Below are 20,400 nucleotides of genomic sequence, written 5' to 3' on the forward strand. Positions count from 1 at the left end.
GCAGGATGCGCTTGAGGGTCGCCCAGTACGGCCGTCGAGGATAGGATGCGGCCCGTCCTTTTATCGCCTGCCTAAAAGCCAGCGATTTGAAGGCAAGGTATAGATCGCGCTCGCTCTCGCTCACCGCGAGGCCTCGGGACCACGCGTTGGCGTACCAGATCCACTGCCCTCCAACCTTTTCGAATGCAGTGGCTAAGAGGCCGGTTTGATGCTCGCTCATTCTTGGAGCTTATCAAGCCGAACTTCCCCCCTCCACCCTTGGTGGACACCTGGAAAGTCTCTCGGCACGGGCGCCGAACATCCGCCAGGTAATGGGCGGCGCAAACGAAAGGCCGGTTCAGCGGCGAGCCGAACCGGCCTGAACGTGGGTCCTGGTCCGATCAGCCCGCCAGAGCGGCCTTGATGGCGTCCAGGCCATCCTGGGCCTTGGTGGCGTCGGGGGCGCCGCCTTGGGCGAAGTCGGCTTTGCCGCCGGCGCCTTGGCCGCCCATGGCCAGGACCGCGGCCTTGGCCAGGTCCGCGGCGCTGAACTTGCCGACCTGGTCGGCGGTGACGGCGACCGTGACGGCGGCCTTGCCGTCGCTGGTTCCGACCAGGGCCACGACGCCGCCGTTGGCCAGCTGCTTCTTGAACTCCTCGGCCACGCCGCGCAGTTCCTTGCCGCCGACGCCGTCCAGGACACGGGCGATCAGGGCGGTGCCGGCGACGTCTTCAGGACCCGAAGCCGCACCGCCGCCCGAGCCGCCGCCCAGGGCCAGCTGCTTCTTGGCCTCGGCCAGCTGCTTCTCCAGGGCCTTGCGCTCGGCGACCAGGGCGTCGACGCGGGCCAGGACCTCGGCGACCGGGGTCTTGAACTGGTCGGCCAGGGCCTTGGCGACGCCGGCCTGGTCCAGCAGGAAGCGGCGGGCCGCCTCGCCGGTCAGGGCCTCGATGCGGCGCACGCCCGCGGCCACGCCCTGCTCGGAGACGATCTTGAATAGGGCGATGTCGCCGGTGCGGGCCACGTGGGTGCCGCCGCACAGCTCGACCGAATAGGCCTTGGCTTCGTCGGTCAGCGACTTGCCGAGGGTCAGCACGCGGACGCTGTCGCCGTACTTCTCGCCGAACAGCGCCACGGCGCCGGCCTCGATGGCCTCCTGCGGGGCCATTTCCTTGGTCTCGGCCGGGACGTTCTGGCGGATCACCGCGTTCACTTCGGCTTCGATGCGCTCGATCTCGTCGGCGGTCAGCGGGCCGCCGTGGCTGAAGTCGAAGCGCATGCGGTCGCCGTCGACCATCTGGCCCTTCTGGGCGACGTGCGGGCCCAGCACATGGTGCAGGGCGGCGTGCACCAGGTGGGCGGCCGAGTGGTTGGCGCGGGTGGTGGTGCGCTTGTCGGCGTTGACCGAAGCCACGACCTGATCGCCGACCTTCAGCGGGCCAGCCAGATCGACGCGGTGCACATAGAGGTCGCCGGCCTGCTTCTGGGTGTCGGTCACCTGGCTCTCGACGCCATTGGCCTCGATCACGCCGGTGTCGCCGGCCTGGCCGCCGCTCTCGGCGTAGAAGCTGGTGCGGTCCAGCAGGACATCGACGGTCGCGCCGGCCTGAGCCGCCTCGACCTGGGCGCCGTCCAGCACGATGGCCTTCACCACGCCGGTGGTTTCGGTGGTGTCATAGCCGACGAAGTTGGTCGGGCCATTGGCTTCGCGGATCGGGAACCAGGCGGCGGCCGCGCCTTGCTGGCCCGAGCCGGCCCAGTTGGCGCGAGCCATGGTGCGCTGGCGATCCATGGCCACGTCGAAACCGTCGGTGTCGACCGTGATGCCCTTGGCGCGCACGGCGTCCTGGGTCAGGTCCAGCGGGAAGCCGTAGGTGTCGTAGAGCTTGAAGGCGGTCTCGCCGTCCAGTACGCCGCCGCTATCGAGCCCGGCGGTAGCTTCGTCAAGAAGCCCCATGCCGCGGCCCAGGGTGACGCGGAAGCGCTCTTCCTCCTGGCGCAAGGTCTCGACGATCGAGGCCTCGGCGCGGCGCAGCTCGGGATAGGCCACGCCCATCTCGGCCACCAGGGTCGGGGCCAGGCGGTGCATCAGGGGCTCCTGCGCGCCCAGCAGGTAGGCGTGGCGCATGGCCCGGCGCATGATCCGGCGCAGGACGTAGCCGCGGCCTTCGTTCGAGGGCGTGACGCCGTCGGCCAGCAGGAACGAGGACGAGCGCAGGTGGTCGGCGATTACCCGGTGCGACGGCGCCTGGGCGCCCTCGGCTTTGACCCCGGTCAGCTCGACGCTGGCGGCGATCAGCGCCTTGAACAGGTCGATGTCGTAGTTGTCGTGCACGCCCTGCAGGACGGCGGCGACGCGCTCCAGGCCCATACCGGTGTCGATCGAGGGCTTGGGCAGCGAGACGCGCTCGCCGCCGGCCATCTGCTCGAATTGCATGAAGACCAGGTTCCAGATCTCGATGAACCGGTCGCCGTCTTCATCCGGGCTGCCGGGAGGGCCGCCGGGGATGTGGGGGCCGTGGTCGAAGAAGATCTCCGAGCACGGGCCGCAGGGGCCGGTGTCGCCCATCGACCAGAAATTGTCGTTGGTGGCGATGCGGATGATGCGGCTGTCGTCCAGCCCCGCGATCTTCTTCCAGAGGTCGGCCGCCTCGGTGTCGGTGTGGTAGACGGTGACCAGCAGCTTGTCCTTGGGCAGGGCGAAGTCGCGGGTCAGCAGGGTCCAGGCATGCGTGATCGCCTGTTCCTTGAAGTAGTCGCCGAACGAGAAGTTGCCCAGCATCTCGAAGAAGGTGTGGTGGCGGGCGGTGTAGCCGACATTGTCCAGGTCGTTGTGCTTGCCGCCGGCCCGGACGCACTTCTGCGACGAGGTCGCGCGCGGATGCGGCGGGGTCTCGGCGCCCGTGAATACGTTCTTGAACGGCACCATGCCGGCGTTGACGAACAGCAACGTCGGATCGTTCTGCGGCACCAGCGGCGCCGAGGGGACGATGGCGTGATCGGCCGCGCCGAAATAGTTCAGGAAGGTGCTGCGGATCTCGTTCAGGCTGGGCATAGGCGTCTCGGGGGCTTCGTACTGAGTCCGGTCTAACCGGAAGTCGGCGCTGCATAGCGCGGTTTCAAGCGGAGAGGAAATCGCGTTGGTGGTCGCCGGGCGCGAAGGTTCGGTCGCCGCCCCTCTTAAGGCCCTCCCCCTGTGGAGGAGGTGTCGGCGTAGCCGGCGGAGGGGGGCGAGAGCCGGCAGGCTGAGCTCCACCTGGATTGGCGATCCTACAACTCCCCCCACCGATCGCTGCGCGATCACCTCCCCCACAGGGGGAGGACCTAGGCGGTCAGCTCAGCGCCCCCCTCCGGCGCGGGGGCCACGTCCCCCGAGGGGGAGGATCTGGGCGGCTAGCTCAGTGGACCCCCTCCGTCATCCCGGACTGCGTCCGGGACGCCCCTCCCCCCTGAGGGGGAGGACCAACGAAATCGGACGCCTGGCATGGGGTCCAGGCGTCCGGGGATCGCGGCCTGCCGTGGCGGTAAAGCGCGGCGGGCTATAAGGCGGGGTCGCCCGCAGCGGGCGGCGGCCGCGAAACCTTCGGCCGGTCCGGACGCCTGAAGGCGGCCCGGACCGGGAAGTCCTATTCTTCGCCGTCGTCCTCGGGACCGCCGACCAGCAGTTCTTCCTCGATCTTGCGGGAAGACTGGCGCACGGCGATCTCGATCTCGGCGGCCAGGTCCTTGTTGGCCTTCAGGAACTCGCGGACGTTGTCGCGGCCCTGACCGATGCGCTGGCTGTTGTACGAGAACCAGGAGCCGGCCTTGTCGATGATCCCGGCCTTGACGCCCAGGTCGATGATCTCGCCCAGCTTGGAGATGCCCTCGCCGTACATGATGTCGAACTCGACCTCGCGGAACGGCGGGGCCACCTTGTTCTTGACCACCTTGACCCGGACGTTGTTGCCGACGATCTCGTCGCGGTTCTTGATCGAACCCGTACGGCGGATGTCGAGGCGGACCGAGGCGTAGAACTTCAGGGCGTTGCCGCCGGTGGTGGTTTCCGGGCTGCCGTACATCACCCCGATCTTGTGACGGATCTGGTTGATGAAGATGACGATGGTGTTGGCCTTGTTGATCGAGGCGGTCAGCTTGCGCAGGGCCTGGCTCATCAGGCGCGCTTGCAGGCCCGGCAGGCTGTCGCCCATCTCGCCTTCGATTTCGGCCTTGGGGGTCAGGGCGGCGACGGAGTCGATGACCACGATGTCGACGGCGCCCGAGCGCACCAGGGTGTCGGTGATCTCCAGGGCCTGCTCGCCGTTGTCGGGCTGCGAGACCAGCAGGTTGTCGAGATTGACGCCCAGCTTGAAGGCGTAGCCCGGATCCAGGGCGTGCTCGGCGTCGACGAAGGCGGCGGTGCCGCCGGCCTTCTGGCACTCGGCCACCACGTGCAGGGCCAGGGTCGTCTTGCCCGAGCTTTCCGGCCCGTAGATCTCGATCACGCGGCCCTTGGGCAGGCCGCCGATGCCCAGCGCGATGTCCAGGCCGAGCGAGCCGGTGGAGATCGACTCGATCTCGACCTTGCCCTTTTCGCCCAGCTTCATCACCGAGCCCTTGCCGAACGCCCGATCGATCTGGGCCAGCGCGGCTTCCAGAGCCCGTTGCTTGTCGCCGTCTTCTTTGCCCACGAGTTTCAAAGCCGCCTGATTGCTCATTGGAGAGGTCCGCCCTTATTTCATGATTCCGACAGTCGGATCGGAGGTTCGCGACCGCCGCGCCCACCCGCCTGTGGAATGATTAATGCGTACATGTTTTGTTCCATGTTCGCAACATGTTCTTACCGTAAGGACGGGGTGCGTCAAAACCGGTCGCATCGATCGAAACCGGTGCGACAATTCCTCGCGCCGGAAAATGACGCCTGAAAGCGACCAAATTGGCCTGAGCTCAACCCGGCCTTAACGACGCCCGGCGATCTTGTTCTCCTTCCGGGGGACCTTCTGTCTTGTCGATCGATCCGCGCCGCCTTCTGGGCCTGGCCTTCGCCAGCGCCGACCTGCTTCTGGAAGTCGAGAACGGCCGGGTGACCCTGGCGCTCGGCGCGGCGCAGCGGATCATGGGTCAAGACGAGCGGACCCTGACGGGCCGCGCCTGGCGCGACCTGTTCACCGCCGCCGACCGCCCCCTGATCGACGCGGCGACCAGCGTGACGAACGACGGCCTCAGACACGGTCCGATCACCGTCCGCATGGCCGGCGCCCCGCCGCGCCACGTCAACCTGACCCTGCGCGCCCTGCCCGACAACGGCGGCCGGATCTCGGTCTCGGTCACCCCGGCCCCCGCCCCGTCCGGCCAGGTGGACGGCGAGGGCCTGCGCAACCGCGAGAGCTTCGAGGACATCGCCCGCGGCCTGTTCGAGGCCGCGCGCGTCACCGGCCTGGAGTTGGAGCTGGCCATGGTCGACTTCTCGGGCCTGGACTCCATGCGCCAGCAGCTGTCCAAGCCCGAGGCCCACGCCCTGGACCTGAAGCTGGCGGGTGCCGTGCGGGCCGAGTCCCACGCCGGCGGCATGGCCACCCGCCTGTCGCCCGACCGCTTCGCCCTGGTCCGCGCCAAAGCCGATCATCCCGACGACATGGCCCAGCGCCTGACCCGCGCGACCTCGATCAAGGCCAGCGCCCACGTGGTGCCGATCGACGGCGGCGTGGCGCCGGCGCGCGGCCTCAAGGCCCTGCGCTACGCCCTCGACGACTTCCTGCGCGAAGGCCTGAAGGACACCCCGCCGCTCAGCCTGTCAGAGGCGATGAACCGCTCGGTCAAGCGCACCCTGTCGCGGGCGGGCGCCCTGGGCGTGGCGGTCAGCCAGCGGCGCTTCACCCTGGCCTATCAGCCGGTGGTCGACCTGCGGACCGGGACGGCCCACCACCACGAGGCGCTGGTGCGCTTCGAGGACGGCGGCAGCCCGTTCCAGCTGATCCGCATGGCCGAGGAGTTCGACCTGATCGAGGAGCTGGACCACGCGATCGCCGAGATGGCGGTCAAGCGGCTGGCCGCCGACCGCAGCGGCGCGATCAAGCTGGCGATCAACGTCTCGGGCCGCACCATCGTCAACGAAGGCTTCGTCGACCATATCGACCGCCTGCTGGCCAAGACCGACGTCGCCAAGGGGCGGCTGATCTTCGAGATCACCGAGACCAGCGCCATCGACGACCTGCCGCGCGCCAACCAGCACATCCAGTCCCTGCGGGCCCTGGGCTCGCTGGTCTGCCTGGACGACTTCGGGGCCGGCGCCGCGTCGTTCGCCTATCTGCAGGAACTGAGCCTGGACATCGTCAAGATCGACGGCCGCTACGTGCGCGAGTTGGCCGGCAACGGCCGCGACGGGGCCATGGTCCGGCGGCTGGTCGAGCTGTGCCGCGACCTGCAGATCCGCACCGTCGCCGAGATGGTCGAGACCGCCGAGGTCGAGGACGTGGTCCGCAAGGCCGGCGTCGACTTCGCCCAAGGCTGGCTGTTCGGCAAGCCGGCCGACCAGCCGCAGCCGGCGCTGAAGATCGGCTCGGTGACCCCCGCGCCGCGCCGGGCGGGGGTTTCGGAGGGGTGGGGATAAAAAGCCCTTCTCCCCTTGCGGGAGAAGGTGTCGGCGAAGCCGACCGATGAGGGGTCTCTCAAACGGAAAACGCCGCGACCGGCCCAACGGCTGTCGCGGCGTTTCTGTTCTTCAACCCCTCACCCGACCTCCTTCGGAGGCCACCCTCTCCCGCAAGGGGAGAGGGTTCAGCGGCCCTACTTCCCCGCCTTGGTCTGGGCGATGTAGTTGTCCACCACCTTGTCCAGCACGGTCAGCGGGGTCATGCCTGCCTGCAGGCCGGCGTCGTGGAACTTGCGGATGTCGAACTTCTTGCCCAGCGCCTTCTTGGCCCGCTCGCGAGCCCGCAGCCAGGTGATCTTGCCGATCATGTAGCTGCAGGCCTGGCCCGGCCAGACGACGTAGCGTTCGATCTCGGTGATCGTGCCGCTTTCCTCGTCGCCCATGGTCTCGGCCATGTATTTCACCGCCTGCTCGCGGCTCCACTTCTTGTAGTGCATGCCGCTGTCGACCACGAGGCGCACGGCGCGGAACAGAGCGTCGTGCAGCATGCCGATGTGGCCGCGCGGGTCGCTCTTGTAGATGCCCATCTCGACGGCCAGCTCTTCGGAATAGAGCGCCCAGCCCTCGGTGTAGCCGGAGTTGCCGATGGTCTTGCGCAGCAGCGGCAGGCCCTGGGCCTCGTTCGAGATCGACAGCTGCAGGTGGTGGCCCGGGACGCCCTCGTGCACCGTCAGGGTGGTCAGGGTGTACTTGGCCTGCTCCTTGGTGTCGCGCAGGTTGATCCAGTAGATCCCCGGACGCTTGCCGTCGAGCGAGGGCGAGTTGTAGTAGCCGCCCGGCGCGCCGGCCTCGATGGCCTTGGGCACGCGGCGGATTTCCAGCGGGGCCTTGGGCAGCTGGCCGAAATAGGCCGGCAGCTGCTTGTCGATCCACTTGGCCTTGGTGTTGAGGTCCGCGATCAGCTGTTCCTTGGCCGCGTCGGTGTTCTCGTAGATGTCCTTGCCCAGCTCGGCCATCCGCTCGCCGACCGTGCCCTTGGCCATGCCGATGCTCTTGAACAGCTTGTCGGCCTCGGCCGAGATCGACTTCACCAGGTCCAGGCCCAGTTGGTGGATCTCGTCGGGGGTCAGGGTCGAGGTCGTGTAGTTCTTCAGCGACACGGCGTAGTAGTCGCCGCCGTCCTTCAGGCGCCAGACGCCGGCGTCGTGCACGGCTTTCGGGCGGACGCTTTCCAGCAGCGCGATCTGGCGCTTCAGGGCGGGCAGCACCGAGGTCTCGTAGACCTTGCTGGCTTCGGCCGCCCAGTCGCCGGGGATGTTCTTGTCCTTGGTCCGCCGGGCCACCGACAGCACCAGCGGGGCCTCCGCCGTGGGCGTGTCGGCGAAGGCCTTCATCTGGATCAGGGCCTTGTCGATGACGAAGTCCGGCGGGATCACGCCGTCGGCGTAGTCGCGCCTGGCGATGGCCGCTTCCTGGTCCATCAGCCGGGCGAAGGCCTCCATGCGCGACAGATAGGCGTCGGCGTCGGCCTTGGTCTCGATCGAGTGCTGGGTGTCGAGGAAGTCGGGATACGACTGGTACGAGCCGGTCAGTTGGCTGAGCACGTAGGGCGCGCCCGAACCGCCGCCGGCGTAGGTGAACTTGGAGTTGCCCTCGTCCTGCACCGCCAGGGTGAACTCGACGGTGTCGTAGTTGACCACGTCCATGCCGGTCAGCGCCTTGCGATCGATGGCGCGCAGGTCGGCCAGTTGCTGCTTCGTCTGGGCGATCCCCGCCTCGATGGCGGTGAACGAGCGGTCGGCCAGTTGGGCCTTGGTCCAGGCCAACTCGCCGACGTCCAGGCCCAGGCTGGTGGCGTTCTCGGGCGACTGGCGCAGCTGCTTGGCCATGATGGCGTCGAACAGGGCGTTGAGCTTGGCGCTTTCGCCGGAAGCCCCGGCGGCCTGGGCGAGGGCCAGGCCCGGGGTCGCGGCGGCCAGGCCGACGGCGACGGTGGACAGCAGCATCTGACGGCGGTTTTGCAAGGTGGGGTCCCCTTCCCTCGAAGTGTTTGACGCAAAGGCGTAGAGGCCCTTGCCCGGCGCGGCAACGGCGACGGTATTAATTTCCCGTCATCTTGCGGCGGAGCGCATGTTTCGTGCGGCCAATGGGCAGTGCAGGCGCTCAGCTCAACGTCACGAACAGCTCGTTCTCGATCACCCACTGGCCGGTGACCTTGCGCCAGGTGGCCAGATAGCGCCCGCGGGTATCGGGCTGGCCGCGCGTGGTTCCGACCCAGGTCCCGTGCTCGGCGGCCCGATCGCCGGCGGCGTCCAGTTCGATGCGGTCGGTCGTGCGGGCATAGGCGACGAAGGCCGGATCCGCGAACTGGCCGGCGAAGGCCTCCAGCACGTCGCGCGCGCCCAGGATCAGCGAACCGTCGCCGACGATCACCTTGATGTCCGCCGCGAAGAACGGGGCCAGGCGGCGGGCGTCCTTGCCGGCGATCAGCTTGTTGGTCAGCTTGCGGCGAGCGGCGATGGCGTCTTGCGGCGCGGTCATGGAGCGTTCCGGCGGTTGGCGTCTGGCGAGGCCGGTATAGGCTTGCCGCGCAGACCCGAACAGGACCCCGATGATTCCGTCCACGACCCCGCCCACCCTGACCACCGCCCGCCTGACCCTGAGCCCCCCTCAGGCCTCCGACTTCGAGGACAGCGCCGCGATGTGGAGCGATCCGCTGGTCACCCGCCACATCGGCGGCCGCACCTCCACGCCGGAGGAAAGCTGGCATCGCCTGCTGCGGGCCCGGGGGCTGTGGGCGGTTCTGGGCTACGGCTACTGGGCGGCGCGCGAGACGGCGAGCGGCCGCTATGTCGGCGAGATCGGCTTCGCCGACTTCCACCGGGGCATCCAGCCCTCGATCGACGGGATCCCGGAAATGGGCTGGGCCCTGGCCAGTTGGGCCCACGGCCAGGGCTTCGCCAGCGAGGCTATCGCGGGCGCCCTGTCCTGGGCGCGCGACCAGTGGGGCGACGCGCCGGTGGTCTGCATCATCGACCCCGACAATGCCCCCTCCCTGAAACTGGCCTTCAAGATGGGCTTCCTGGAAGTGACGCGCACCACCTACCGCGAAGCGCCGACGGTGCTGCTGCAGCGGGGATGAACCCGCCTCGCGAGAGTCCCTTGCGCCCGCGCTGAAGCTAACCGAAGGTTGCGTCGTGCTCTTTGGGGAACCTTCGATGCGTCCAGCCCTGCTCAGCCTTGCCCTCACCATCGCCCTCACGCCGATGGCCGCCCAGGCCGCCGAACCCGTCGCCGCGCCGCTGATCGAGCGGGCCAAGCTTTTCGGCAATCCCAGCCGCGCGTCGGGCCGGATCAGCCCGGACGGCAAGTGGCTGTCCTGGATCGCCCCGCGCGACGGGGTGCTGAATCTCTGGGTGGCGCCCCGCGACGACCTGGCCAAGGCCAAGCCCCTGACCGCCGAGAAGATCCGGCCCATCCGCAACTACTTCTGGTCGCCGGATTCCAAGGGCCTGTTGTTCGTCAACGACAAGGGCGGCGACGAGAACTTCCTGATCTACGACGTCGACGTCGTCACCGGCGTCCAGCGCGCCCTCACCCCGTTCGAGAAGACCCGCGCCCAGATCATCGGCGTCAGCCGCCGCGTACAGGACCGCATCTTGGTGGGCGTCAACAATCGCGATCCCAAGTGGCACGACATCTACAGCCTCGACCTGAAGACCGGCGTACTGAAGCTGCTGCTGAAGAATGAAGGCTATGGCGGCTTCAACGTCGACGACGGCCTGAACCTGCGCTTGGCCTCCAAGCAGCGGACCGACGGCGGCATGGACTACTACCGGGTGGTCGACGGCAAGGTCGAGGACAAGCCGGTGGTCGCCTTTGGCCTGGATGACTCCATGACGACCGCGCCGCTGAGCTTCACGGCCGACGGCAAGACGCTGTACTGGCTGGACTCCCGCGGCCGCGACACCGCCGCGCTGTTCGCCCAGGACGTCGCCAGCGGCAAGGCCACGCTGATCGGCCAGGACGCCAGGGCCGACATCGGCGGGATTCTCGCCGATCCCAGGACCGGCGCGGTCCAGGCCTATTCGGTCGACTATCTGCGCGACAGCTGGACGGTGCTGGACCCGGCCATCAAGACCGATCTCGACTTCCTGGCCGGCAAGCTGAAGGGCGACGTCCACGTCACCTCGCGCACCAACGCCGACGACCTGTGGACCGTGACCTCCGATCCGGTCGTCGCCCCCGCCGCCACCTATCTCTACGACCGCAAGGCCAAGACGGTGACCGAGCTGTTCGTCGGCCGGCCCGAGCTGAAGGGCGCGCCGCTGGTGCCGATGTTCCCGCAGGCGATCAGGGCCCGCGACGGCCTGACCTTGGTCTCCTACCTGACCCTGCCGCCGGGCTCGGACGCCGACGGCGACGGCAAGCCCGAAAAGCCCGTGCCGCTGGTGCTGCTGGTGCACGGCGGTCCGTGGGGTCGCGACAGCTACGGATACAATGGCGGTCACCAGTGGCTGGCCAACCGCGGATACGCCGTGCTGTCGGTCAACTACCGGGCCTCGACGGGCTTTGGAAAGGCGTTCATCGCCGCCGGCAATCTCGAATGGGCCGGCAAGATGCACGACGACCTGATCGACGCGGTCGGCTGGGCGGTGTCTAGCGGCGTCACCACCGCCAAGCAGGTGGCGATCATGGGCGGTTCCTACGGCGGCTACGCCACCCTGGTGGGCCTGACCTACACGCCGGACACCTTCGCCTGCGGGGTCGACATCGTCGGCCCGTCGAACCTGGAAACCCTGCTCAAGACCATTCCGCCCTATTGGGAGGCCGGCAAGCAGCAGTTCTACAAGCGGATGGGCGACCCAACGACGCCGGAGGGCCTGGCCCTGCTCAAGGACCGCTCGCCGGTCTACCGCGCCGGGGCGATCACCAAGCCGCTGCTGATCGGCCAGGGCGCTAACGACCCGCGGGTCAACCAGGCGGAGTCCGACCAGATCGTCAAGGCGATGCAGGCCAAGGGCATACCGGTGACCTACGTGCTGTTCCCCGACGAGGGCCACGGCTTCGCGCGGCCGGTCAACAACATCGCCTTCAACGCCGTGGCCGAGCAGTTCCTGAAGAGCTGCCTGGGCGGCCGCTCCGAACCGATCGGCGGCGCCCTCAAGGCCTCGACCGCCCAGGTCAAGGCCGGCGCCGAGTTCACGCCGGGCCTGAAGGAGGCGGTGGCCGCGCCCTAGGGCGGCCCGCTGCCGCAAAGGCCGGCGCCCGCGACCGTTCCAGCCGGCTCGACCAGGTTCCAAACCCGACGCAGACGAGGATGCCGTAGCTCCAGAGCGTCATGCTCAGGCGGAACGTGTTGATCGCCACCCTGAAGTCGATCGCCGTGGCCACGTGCGACGCCACGATGAGGGTCATGAAGGCCGACGCGACCACCGTCCAGATCCGGCGAGACCGCAACGAAGCCCATACGAAATAGGCCAGTGTCGCGCTGTCGATGCAGAACATCGCCCAGCCGGTGTCCGTGGTGCTGGCGTTGTTGACCGCCAGGGACGCCACCCAGGACGTCAGGAACGCGGAACCAAACCTCCGCGCGGCCTGGTCGCCGTACTTCAAGGCGAAGCCGGTCGTTCCCACGGCCAAGCCGAGGGAGATGAAAGTATGAAGTTGCAAGCCGGCCCCGACGCGACGTGAATCCCGGCGGGAACTTGCCTCAGGCGGTCCGTGCCCGACACTAACCCAAGGTCCGGTTGGCCGACTGTTCGCGTTTTGCGCCAGCTAGGCCGCTTGGCATCCGGCGCTTGCCCAGCGCCGTCGACGCTCCGCCGCACGCGCGACGAAGCGCGATCTATCCGACCGCTTTTGACGCACGAAGTTCCTATTTTGTTCTCGAGGAACGTTGCAGGGCCTCAGCCCGACCGATGACCTCAATGGATTCGTATTTTTTATTTTTCCAAGGATTTTTCAAATGACCGTCGATTCTTTCAATAGCCGCACCGGCACGGTGTTGCCGCAAGCCAACGACTATCTCGCCACCCAGATCGGCTATACGCGCTCCGGGACCGCCTTCGCTCAAACCGTCGCCGCACGGCTGGATCGCCAGGTCCTGGCGACCGACTTCGGTGTGGTCGCCAACGGTGTCGTCGACGACACCGCCGCGATGAACGCCGCGATCGCCTACGCGCACGCTCAAGGCGCCGAATTGCTCCTTCCCCCCGGCGACATTCGCCTGGACAGCAAGCTCGCCGCCATCGTCGGCGGTAACCTGATCATCCGCGGGCAAGGATCGACGCGGCTGCTGGCAACCGCGGACTATGGCGACATCGTCACCGTCGGCGACGGCGTCAACGAGGTGCTCAATGTCCATCTTCGTGACTTCTCGATCTGGTCGACTGTCGCCCGGAGCTCCGGCGCCGCTGTTCGCCTCAACAGGGCGGCCCGCTCGTCGCTGATCAATATCAAGGCTGGCCGCCCCGAGGACTTCGTCGCCCAAGGCGCCAAGCTGTTCAACGGCGTCCACTTCAACGGCATCGCCGAGAACGTCTATCGCGACTGCCTGAACTGGGGGTGCGCCAACGACGGCCTGACCATCAATGGTCGAGCGCCTCACAGCGCCGAGATCGTAGTCGACGGCCACACCTTCATTTCGAACGCGGGCCGGCATGGGATCACGATCGGCGGCGACGCCGGCGGGGTCTATCTGGTGTCCGGCGGCGTCCAATTCTCGGGCCAGGACGGCGTCCGCGTCGACCAGAGCCAAGTCGCGCTCAACAACCGCGAGATCTTCTCGTACACGGGCTTCTGCGTCGATACGAACCACGACAACGGCTACTACTTCGACACCAACGCCTGCACGACCTTCAACGCCACGGGCGGCTGGAGCTGCGGCAATGGCAATGTCGGCCTGTGGATCAGCCCAACCCAGTTGCCGGGCGCCCGTTGGCTGCTAAACGGCGTCTTCATCAACCGGAACGCCTCGCATGGGATTTATCACCAGGGCCAGGAAATCCACGTCACCGGCAGTCAGATCGTCAGCAACGGCTATGAGTATGGCGGCGTCGCGGGCTTCGTCACTGGCGGCGCATCCACGACCCTCGCCTCGATCGTCGGCAACAACATCTCTAACAATGGAGCCAACGGCGTCGGCCAGGGCCTTCTCATCCAGAACCCGTTGCCGGTGTTCTCGGTACAGTCGAACATCGCCAGGGGGAACGCCAGCCTGCAGATCCAGGATCTGGCTGGGGGCGGGGCCGCCAGTCCCAAGATCYGGCTAAACAACGTGGTCTGATCGGCCGATACGATCACCACGCGGGCGCGACGGTTCGCCGTCGCGCCCGACAGTGGGAAATCTACGCCGCCTGCAGCTGCTGCTTGACCCGCTCGGCCAGGGTCTTGATGTCGATCGGCTTGGGCAGGAACGTCACGCCGGTCTCGCCTTCCAGCAGGTCGCTGAACTCGGCCTCGGCATAGCCGCTGATGAACATCACCGGCGCGTTGCCCAGATAGGCGCGGGCCTTCTTCAGCAAGGTCGGGCCGTCGATGCCGGGCATGATCACGTCGCTGATCAAGAGGTCGATCGTGCCGGCGTGCTCTTCGGCGATGATCAGGGCCTCCTCGCCGTCGCTGGCCTCCAGCACCTCGTAGCCCCGGGCGCGCAGCAGGCGGGCGGCGACGCCGCGCACGGCGTCCTCGTCCTCGACGAACAGGATCCGACCGGCGCCGGACAGGTCGCGGGGCGGACGCGGCTTGGCGGTTTCGGCGATCGTGAGGGCCGCCGCGGCGGCGGCCTGCTGGGCGGGCGTGGCCTCGAAGACCGGCAGGAAGATGCGGAAGGCCGCGCCCTCGCCCGGACGGCTGTGGACGTGGATCCAGCCGTCGGACTGCTTGACGATGCCGTACACGGTGGCCAGGCCCAGGCCCGTGCCCTCGCCCACCGGCTTGGTGGTGAAGAACGGGTCGAAGATCTTGCCCATCACCTCGGGCGGGATGCCGGGGCCGTCGTCGCTGACCTCGATGAAGGCCTGGTCGCCCTCGGCGCCGGGGAAGCCCAGGCTCTGGGCCTCGTCCTGCGTCAGGCGAGCGGTGCGGATGCGCACCACGCCGCCGCCCTTGGCCGCCCGCACCGCGTCGCGGGCGTTGACGGCCAGGTTCATGACGGCGGTCTCGAGCTGGCTCTTGTCGGCCCGCACCTGCGGCAGGTCGCGGCCATAGTCCGTGATCAGCTTGACGTCTTCGCGCAGCAGCCGGCGCAGCAGGACCTCGAACTCGCTGATCAGCTCGCCCAGTTCCAGCACCTCGCGCTGCACGGTCTGCTTGCGGCTGAAGGCCAGCAGCTTGCGGACCAGATCGGCGGCGCGCACGCCGGTCTGGCGGATCTCGTTGAGGCCTTCGTATGACGGGTCGCCCACGGGGTGGCGGTGCAGCAGCTCGTCCAGGCGCAGCTGGATGGCGGTCAGCAGGTTGTTGAAGTCGTGGGCCACGCCGCCGGCCAGCTGGCCGATGGCCTGCATCTTCTGGGCCTGGGCGAGCTGCAGCTCCATCTGCTTCTGCTCGGAGACGTCGATCAGATAGGCCACCAACCGCCCGTCGGCGCGGTAGAGATAGAGGTGGGCGATCCGGGTTGGGTCGCGGGCCAGGCGCACCTCGAACGGGCCGGCCTTGCCCTCGGCCAGGCGGGTCTCGGCTTCGGTCCGCGAGGGCGGATCGATCAGGGCGCCGAACAGCGTGCCGGGCGGCACGGCGCCGGCCATGGCGGTCAGGGCCGGATTGGCCTCGAGGATGCGCGAGTTGAACGGGTCCAGCCCCTCCAGCAGGGCCGCGCCGAACGGCGAGGCGCCGGAGAAGGCGTCCAGGGTGCGCGGGGCCGGGGCGGACTGCGAGATCACCGGGGCCGGAGCGGCGGTCGGGACGAAGACCTCCTTCTCCAGCACGATCGGCAGGCGGACCAGCAGGCGGCCGCCGCGCAAGCGGGCGGCCTCGGCGCGGCGCTCCTGGCCGGCGATGATCAACGAGCCCTCGGCCCGCTGGCCTTCCCCGGCCTTGACCAGGGCGGCGAACAGGCCGGCGCCGGCCGCGCCCTTGGGCAGGCGGCGGGCGTCGCCCACGGTCTGGACCCAGGCGGCGTTGGCGGCCAGGATGCGGCCGTCGGCGGCGGTCAGGGCGGCGGGTTCGGACAGGGCCTCGACGAAGGCCTCGGCGCCCTCGGGCTCGGGATCGGTGACCGCGGTCGAAGCGCGGATGGCCACCAGGCCCAGAATCGCCACGCCGGCGACGCCGCCCAGCAGCAGCAGGCCCGCCAAGGTGGCTGGACCGGCCTTCAGGGCGGGGGCGGCGGCGAAGGCTGCGGCCAGGACCAGGAAGATGGCCGCGCCCCAGATCAAGAGGTCCGGACGGCGCTTCACGGCGCCGGCGGAGTCTGTCGCGCCAAAGTCTTTCATGGGCGTCTCGGTCATGGTCGACCGAAATCCTTCTTCAGCCTTGCGGGCATCCAGCCCATCGATTCGCGGGATAGGATACCCTTAACCCGCTCGCGGAGCGCGATCCGTGATCGATTCCTGATTCCGTGACGGAAATATGGTTCGGATCTAGTCCGCCACGTTGACGCGCAGGCGGTTCAGCAGGCCGCGCAGCACGTCGACCTCCTGGCCGGACAGGTCGCCGCGCAGGCGGGCGTCGAAGCGTTCGGCCGTCTGGCGCAACCGCAGGAACCGCGTCCGACCTTCGGGAGTCAGGGCCACCTGATGGGCGCGCCGGTCGGCCTTGTCCCGTGTGCGGGTGATCAGGCCCTGCGCTTCCAGGGCGTTGAGATGATGCGTCAGGGTCGGCCCCTGGACGCCGACGGCCTGGGCTAGGTCCGACTGGGGCCGGTCGCCGCCCGGCATCAGGGACCGCAGCACCAGCCAAGTCGACAGCGAGCCTCCGGCCTCCGTCATCGCATCGTCGAACGCCCGGGCCACGGCCTTCGACACCTGGGACAGGACGAAGCCGATCGGTGGGGCGGAAGGCGGATCTGGAGCGCTCATGATTCTATCAATAGACATCGAATGATTCGATGTCTATTGAATCGCCGCCGCCAGAACGGCGGTTTGCCAGAGGATGCCGCCATGAACATCGGCCTGATGCTGCTGCTGTCGCTCCACGTGCTGTCCGCCACCTTCTGGGCGGGCTCGACCTTCGTGCTGGCCCGCACGGGCGGAGGCGGGATCGACGCCCTGCGCCGCCCGCAATACGGCGCGGCGGGGGTCGCCATCGTCACCGGCGCGCCGCTGGCCGCCATCATCCACGGCGGAAACTTCGGCCGGCAGGAGCAGGTCCTGATGGTCGCCGTCGTCGCCGCCGTGACCGCCCTGGTCGTCCAGATCCTGGATCGCGCCAACCCCGCCCGCAGCCAGCGGATCGCCGGCGGTCTGCTGGTCATCACCGTCCTGGGCATGGTGATCGCCCGCTACGTGGCGTGAGCCGCGCCCCATTTATTCCCACCCCATTTTTCCTGGAGCGCATTTACAGCGCGGGCTGATCGCCCAACACTCCCGGCAAAGACACCGGTGTCACAAGCCGACGTCGAACTCCTGGGAGGCCGCCATGAAGAAGAACCCGCGCGACGAGAGCGCCCTCGTTCCCAGCCGGCGCGCCGTGCTTTCGGCGGCCGGCCTCGGCGCGACGGCCCTGGCGACCACCGCCGCCGCATCCCCACCGGCCGCCAGGATGGCGAAGAGGCCGGCGCCCGACCTCCGCCTCGATCCCCGCGACTTCGGCGCCAAGGGCGACGGGACGACCAAGGACACCGTCGCCCTGCAGACCGCGCTGGACCGCTGCGCCGTGCTGGGCGGCGGCCAGGTGGTGGTCTCGGCCGGCGTCTATCTGACCGGCGCGCTGCGCATGGGGTCGAACACCGCCCTGGTGCTGGACGACGGCGCGACGCTGCAGGGCTCGCCCGACCTGGCCGACTATCCGGTGGTGCAGGTGCGCTGGGAGGGCCGCTGGACGCCCGGCTATGTCGGCCTGATCTGGGCCCAGGGCGCGCGCGACGTCGCCATCGCCGGCAAGGGCAGGATCCTCGGCTCCAAGGCGATCCCCGGCCGCGTCGACAAGGCCAGCGGCCTGCGCCACCCGGCCCTGCTGGAGTTCGTCGACGTCCAGGGCCTGTCGGTCACCGAGGTCTTCACCGAGCAGAACGACATGTGGTCGATCCACCCGGTCTATTGCGACGACGTCCTGTTCCGGGGCGTGACGGTCAAGGGCGGGGCCGACGGGATCGACGTCGACTCCTGCCGCCGCGTGGTGATCGACCGCTGCGACTTCGACACCGTCGACGACTGCATCTCGCTGAAGTCCGGCCGGGGCATGGAAGGCAATGTCATCGCCCGCCCGACCGAGGACGTGCGGATCACCGACTGCGTGTTCCGCGACCACCGCTGGGCCTGCATCGGCATCGGCAGCGAGACCTCGGGCGGCATCCGCAAAGTGCTGGTCGAACGCTGCCAATGCCTGGCCGCCTACACCTTCGCCATCTACATCAAGAGCCGGCCGGGGCGCGGGGCGTTCATCGAGGACATCGTCATGCGCGACCTGGAGGTCTCGGGCGCGAAGGGCGGCTTCCTGCGGCTGAACTTCCTGGACAGCGGCAAGCAGGACCCCTTCCCCGTCGCCGGGCTGGAGGGCGTGCCGACGGTGAGGAACTTCACGTTCGAGCGGATCAAGGTGACCGACGCGCCGGTGCTGGTCGAGGCGGTGAACATCCATCCCGACAAGCCGCTGGACGGCTTCACGCTGCGCGACATCACCGGCACGGCGGGCAAGGGCATGAGCCTGGCCAACATGCGGAACGTGACCCTGGCGAACATCGACGTGACGGTGGCGGACGGACCGAAGCTGGCGACCAGCAACGTCACGGGCCGGGGCTTGGCGGGTGCGGCGGCCCTGGCGGCGACTGTGCGGCCGGCGCCGGTGCTGGCGGCCGAGCCGCCGTACAAGCTCGGGATGGTGTCAGGGAAGCCGAACTAGTCGGCCCAGGCCCGCTTCTTGGCCTGCTTGTTGCTCATCACGAAGCCGATGACCTTGGCCACGGCCTCGAAGTGCTCGGCCGGGATCTGCTCGTCCACGTCCATGGCGGCGTAGAGGGCGCGGGCCAGGGGCGGGTCTTCCAGGATGTAGACGCCGGCCTCCTCGGCCACGGCGCGGATCTTCAGGGCCAGGTCGTCGACGCCCTTGGCCACGCAGATCGGGGCGGCGGTCTCGCCCTGCTCGTACTTCAGCGCCACGGCGTAGTGGGTCGGGTTCATGACGACGACGGTCGCCTTGGGCACGGCCGCCATCATCCGCTGGCGCGAGCGCTGCATGCGCAGCTGCTTCTGCTTGCCCTTGATGTGCGGGTCGCCTTCGGACTGCTTCATCTCGTCCTTGACGTCCTGCAGGCTCATCCGCATGCGCTTGTTGAAGCGGATGCGCTGCCAGAACCAGTCGAAGCCGGCGGTGGCGATCAGGAAGATCAGCACCATCCAGAACAGCTTGATGCACAGCTTCATGGACAGCGGGATCATCGCCCCCACGTCCATGCCGACCAGGGTGGTGATCATGGCCGCGTCCGGCTTGACCACGAACCAGGCGATGAGCCCGGTGACGATGAACTTCAGGGCCGACTTGGCGAACTGCACGAAGCCGTCCATGCCGAAGATCCGGCCGAAGCCCTTGATCAGGTCCAGCTTCTTCAGGTCGGGCTTGATCTTGTMGGCCGACAGGATGAAGCCCGACTGGGCCACGTTGGCCGCCGCCCCCAGCAGGCCCGAGACCACCATCACCAGGATCAGCGCCGGCAGGGCGGCCATGACCGCGGTCTTGGCGATGGCCCGGATGCCGCCCTCGACGTCCATGGTGCCCGCGTGGGCGATGAACGGCGTCAGGCTGGTGACCAGATCGCGGGTCAGCCAGCCGCCGGCGATGACCACGACGCCGAACGCTCCGGAAAGCGAGGCCAGCTGCGAGATGTCGGCGGATTTCGGGACGTCGCCCTTGGCGCGAGCGTCCGACAGCTTCTTGGCTGTTGGTTCTTCTGTCTTTGAAGCGTCGTCCTGATCGTCGGCCATGGCGCTCCCCTAGTTGAACACGGCCAGGAGTTCCCGATAGCGATCGGTCCACACCATGGCGATGCCGCCGAGCGAGAGGCCCAGCAGGGAGAGGCCCAGGATCACGCTGAGCGGCGAAGTGACGAAGAAGATCTGGAACGACGGCATCACCCGGCCGACCAGGCCGGTCGCCAGGTTGAAGACGATCGAGAACACAAGGACGGGCGCAGACAGCTGCAGGCCCAGCTTGAACGAGTCCGCCACGGTGCGCACCGCCAGGGCGGCGGCGTCGTTGACCGGCACGGGACGGGTGAACGGGAACAGGTCGTACGACTTGACCATCGCCCCGATGAACAGGTGATGCAGGTCGGTGACCATGATCAGGGTCAGGCCCAGCATCGACAGGAAGGTGGCCACAGCCGTGCTGGTCTGGGCGCCGGCCGGGTTGGTGGTCTGGGCGAACGACAGGGTGGTCTGCAGCGAGATGATCTCGCCGGCCGTGGTCAGCGAGCTGACGAACAGCTTCAGCACCGCCCCGATCATCAGACCGACCAGCACCTCGTGCAGCACAGCCCCGCCGATGGCGCCGACGCTGCTGGGCACGGTGACGATCGACTTGCCGACGATCGGCGCCAGCAGCAGGGCCATCAGCACGGCGAACGACAGCCGGATGCGCGGCGGCACGACGTTCTCGCCGATGCCGGGCATCAGCATGACCATCGCGCCGATCCGGGCGAAGACCAGACCGCCGGCATAGACCTGCAGAACCGTGGCGAAGCTGTCCAAGC

At 68.3% G+C, this 20,400-nt stretch carries 15 protein-coding genes; 6 read left to right on the forward strand and 9 right to left on the reverse strand.

Annotated features, from left to right (window positions below):
• Positions 1 to 380 precede the first annotated feature (380 nt).
• Positions 381 to 3,035 carry an alanine--tRNA ligase gene (gene alaS / locus AC1DMQ_RS11615; RefSeq protein ID WP_477033716.1) on the reverse strand — a complete coding sequence of 885 codons (2,655 nt, stop codon included), beginning with the start codon at positions 3,033 to 3,035 and terminating at the stop codon, positions 381 to 383.
• 571 nt (positions 3,036 to 3,606) lie between these two features.
• Complete coding sequence (recA, locus tag AC1DMQ_RS11620; protein WP_056441825.1) at positions 3,607 to 4,677, reverse strand: recombinase RecA; 1,071 nt, start codon at positions 4,675 to 4,677, stop codon at positions 3,607 to 3,609.
• Between the two features lie 287 nt (positions 4,678 to 4,964).
• Between recA and AC1DMQ_RS11625 the strand changes: the two genes are divergently transcribed.
• Complete coding sequence (locus AC1DMQ_RS11625) at positions 4,965 to 6,569, forward strand: EAL domain-containing protein (protein WP_477033717.1); 1,605 nt, start codon at positions 4,965 to 4,967, stop codon at positions 6,567 to 6,569.
• A gap of 176 nt (positions 6,570 to 6,745) precedes the next feature.
• Here AC1DMQ_RS11625 and AC1DMQ_RS11630 read toward each other — a convergent pair whose 3' ends face one another.
• Both AC1DMQ_RS11630 and AC1DMQ_RS11635 read right to left on the reverse strand, forming a co-directional pair.
• On the reverse strand, positions 6,746 to 8,575 hold the full coding sequence (locus AC1DMQ_RS11630; protein ID WP_477033718.1) for a DUF885 domain-containing protein: 1,830 nt from the start codon (positions 8,573 to 8,575) through the stop codon (positions 6,746 to 6,748).
• Positions 8,576 to 8,714: 139 nt separating this feature from the next.
• The gene (locus AC1DMQ_RS11635) at positions 8,715 to 9,092 is read right to left on the reverse strand and encodes a YybH family protein (RefSeq protein WP_477033719.1); all 378 of its coding nucleotides are present in this window, start codon (positions 9,090 to 9,092) and stop codon (positions 8,715 to 8,717) included.
• A gap of 70 nt (positions 9,093 to 9,162) precedes the next feature.
• Here AC1DMQ_RS11635 and AC1DMQ_RS11640 point away from each other — a divergent pair, with 70 nt between their 5' ends.
• Together AC1DMQ_RS11640 and AC1DMQ_RS11645 are read left to right on the forward strand one after the other, a co-directional pair.
• Entirely contained in the window at positions 9,163 to 9,693 is a 531-nt protein-coding gene (locus AC1DMQ_RS11640; RefSeq protein ID WP_477033720.1) for a GNAT family N-acetyltransferase, read from the forward strand.
• Between the two features lie 76 nt (positions 9,694 to 9,769).
• Positions 9,770 to 11,791, forward strand: a complete 2,022-nt coding sequence (locus AC1DMQ_RS11645; RefSeq protein WP_477033721.1) for a S9 family peptidase — start codon at positions 9,770 to 9,772, stop codon at positions 11,789 to 11,791.
• On the opposite strand, the gene AC1DMQ_RS11650 is transcribed toward AC1DMQ_RS11645, so the two are convergent.
• Positions 11,754 to 12,167 (reverse strand): hypothetical protein, encoded by a 414-nt coding sequence (locus AC1DMQ_RS11650; RefSeq protein ID WP_477033722.1) that lies wholly within the window; start codon positions 12,165 to 12,167, stop codon positions 11,754 to 11,756. The two genes, AC1DMQ_RS11645 and AC1DMQ_RS11650, sit on opposite strands and share 38 nt — an antisense overlap.
• 283 nt (positions 12,168 to 12,450) lie before the next feature.
• On the opposite strand from AC1DMQ_RS11650, the gene AC1DMQ_RS11655 reads away from it, so the two are divergent.
• A complete protein-coding gene (locus tag AC1DMQ_RS11655) occupies positions 12,451 to 13,839 on the forward strand; it encodes a hypothetical protein (protein ID WP_477033723.1) in 1,389 nt (462 codons plus the stop codon).
• Positions 13,840 to 13,900: 61 nt separating this feature from the next.
• On the opposite strand, the gene cckA is transcribed toward AC1DMQ_RS11655, so the two are convergent.
• Together cckA and AC1DMQ_RS11665 are read right to left on the reverse strand one after the other, a co-directional pair.
• Positions 13,901 to 15,988, reverse strand: a complete 2,088-nt coding sequence (cckA, locus tag AC1DMQ_RS11660; protein WP_477033724.1) for a cell cycle histidine kinase CckA — start codon at positions 15,986 to 15,988, stop codon at positions 13,901 to 13,903.
• Between the two features lie 147 nt (positions 15,989 to 16,135).
• Complete coding sequence (locus AC1DMQ_RS11665) at positions 16,136 to 16,573, reverse strand: MarR family winged helix-turn-helix transcriptional regulator (RefSeq protein WP_477033725.1); 438 nt, start codon at positions 16,571 to 16,573, stop codon at positions 16,136 to 16,138.
• Positions 16,574 to 16,654: 81 nt separating this feature from the next.
• On the opposite strand from AC1DMQ_RS11665, the gene AC1DMQ_RS11670 reads away from it, so the two are divergent.
• Together AC1DMQ_RS11670 and AC1DMQ_RS11675 are read left to right on the forward strand one after the other, a co-directional pair.
• On the forward strand, positions 16,655 to 17,008 hold the full coding sequence (locus tag AC1DMQ_RS11670) for a hypothetical protein (protein ID WP_477033726.1): 354 nt from the start codon (positions 16,655 to 16,657) through the stop codon (positions 17,006 to 17,008).
• Positions 17,009 to 17,132: 124 nt separating this feature from the next.
• Positions 17,133 to 18,554: a glycoside hydrolase family 28 protein gene (locus AC1DMQ_RS11675; RefSeq protein ID WP_477033727.1), complete on the forward strand. Its 1,422-nt coding sequence runs from the start codon at positions 17,133 to 17,135 to the stop codon at positions 18,552 to 18,554.
• Here AC1DMQ_RS11675 and flhB read toward each other — a convergent pair.
• Positions 18,551 to 19,633, reverse strand: a complete 1,083-nt coding sequence (flhB, locus tag AC1DMQ_RS11680; protein WP_477033728.1) for a flagellar biosynthesis protein FlhB — start codon at positions 19,631 to 19,633, stop codon at positions 18,551 to 18,553. The genes AC1DMQ_RS11675 and flhB overlap by 4 nt on opposite strands.
• Before the next feature lie 9 nt (positions 19,634 to 19,642).
• The gene (gene fliR / locus AC1DMQ_RS11685; protein ID WP_477033729.1) at positions 19,643 to 20,398 is read right to left on the reverse strand and encodes a flagellar biosynthetic protein FliR; all 756 of its coding nucleotides are present in this window, start codon (positions 20,396 to 20,398) and stop codon (positions 19,643 to 19,645) included.
• Between the last annotated feature and the right edge of the window lie 2 nt (positions 20,399 to 20,400).

This window comes from Caulobacter sp. 05L422 (assembly GCF_056397765.1).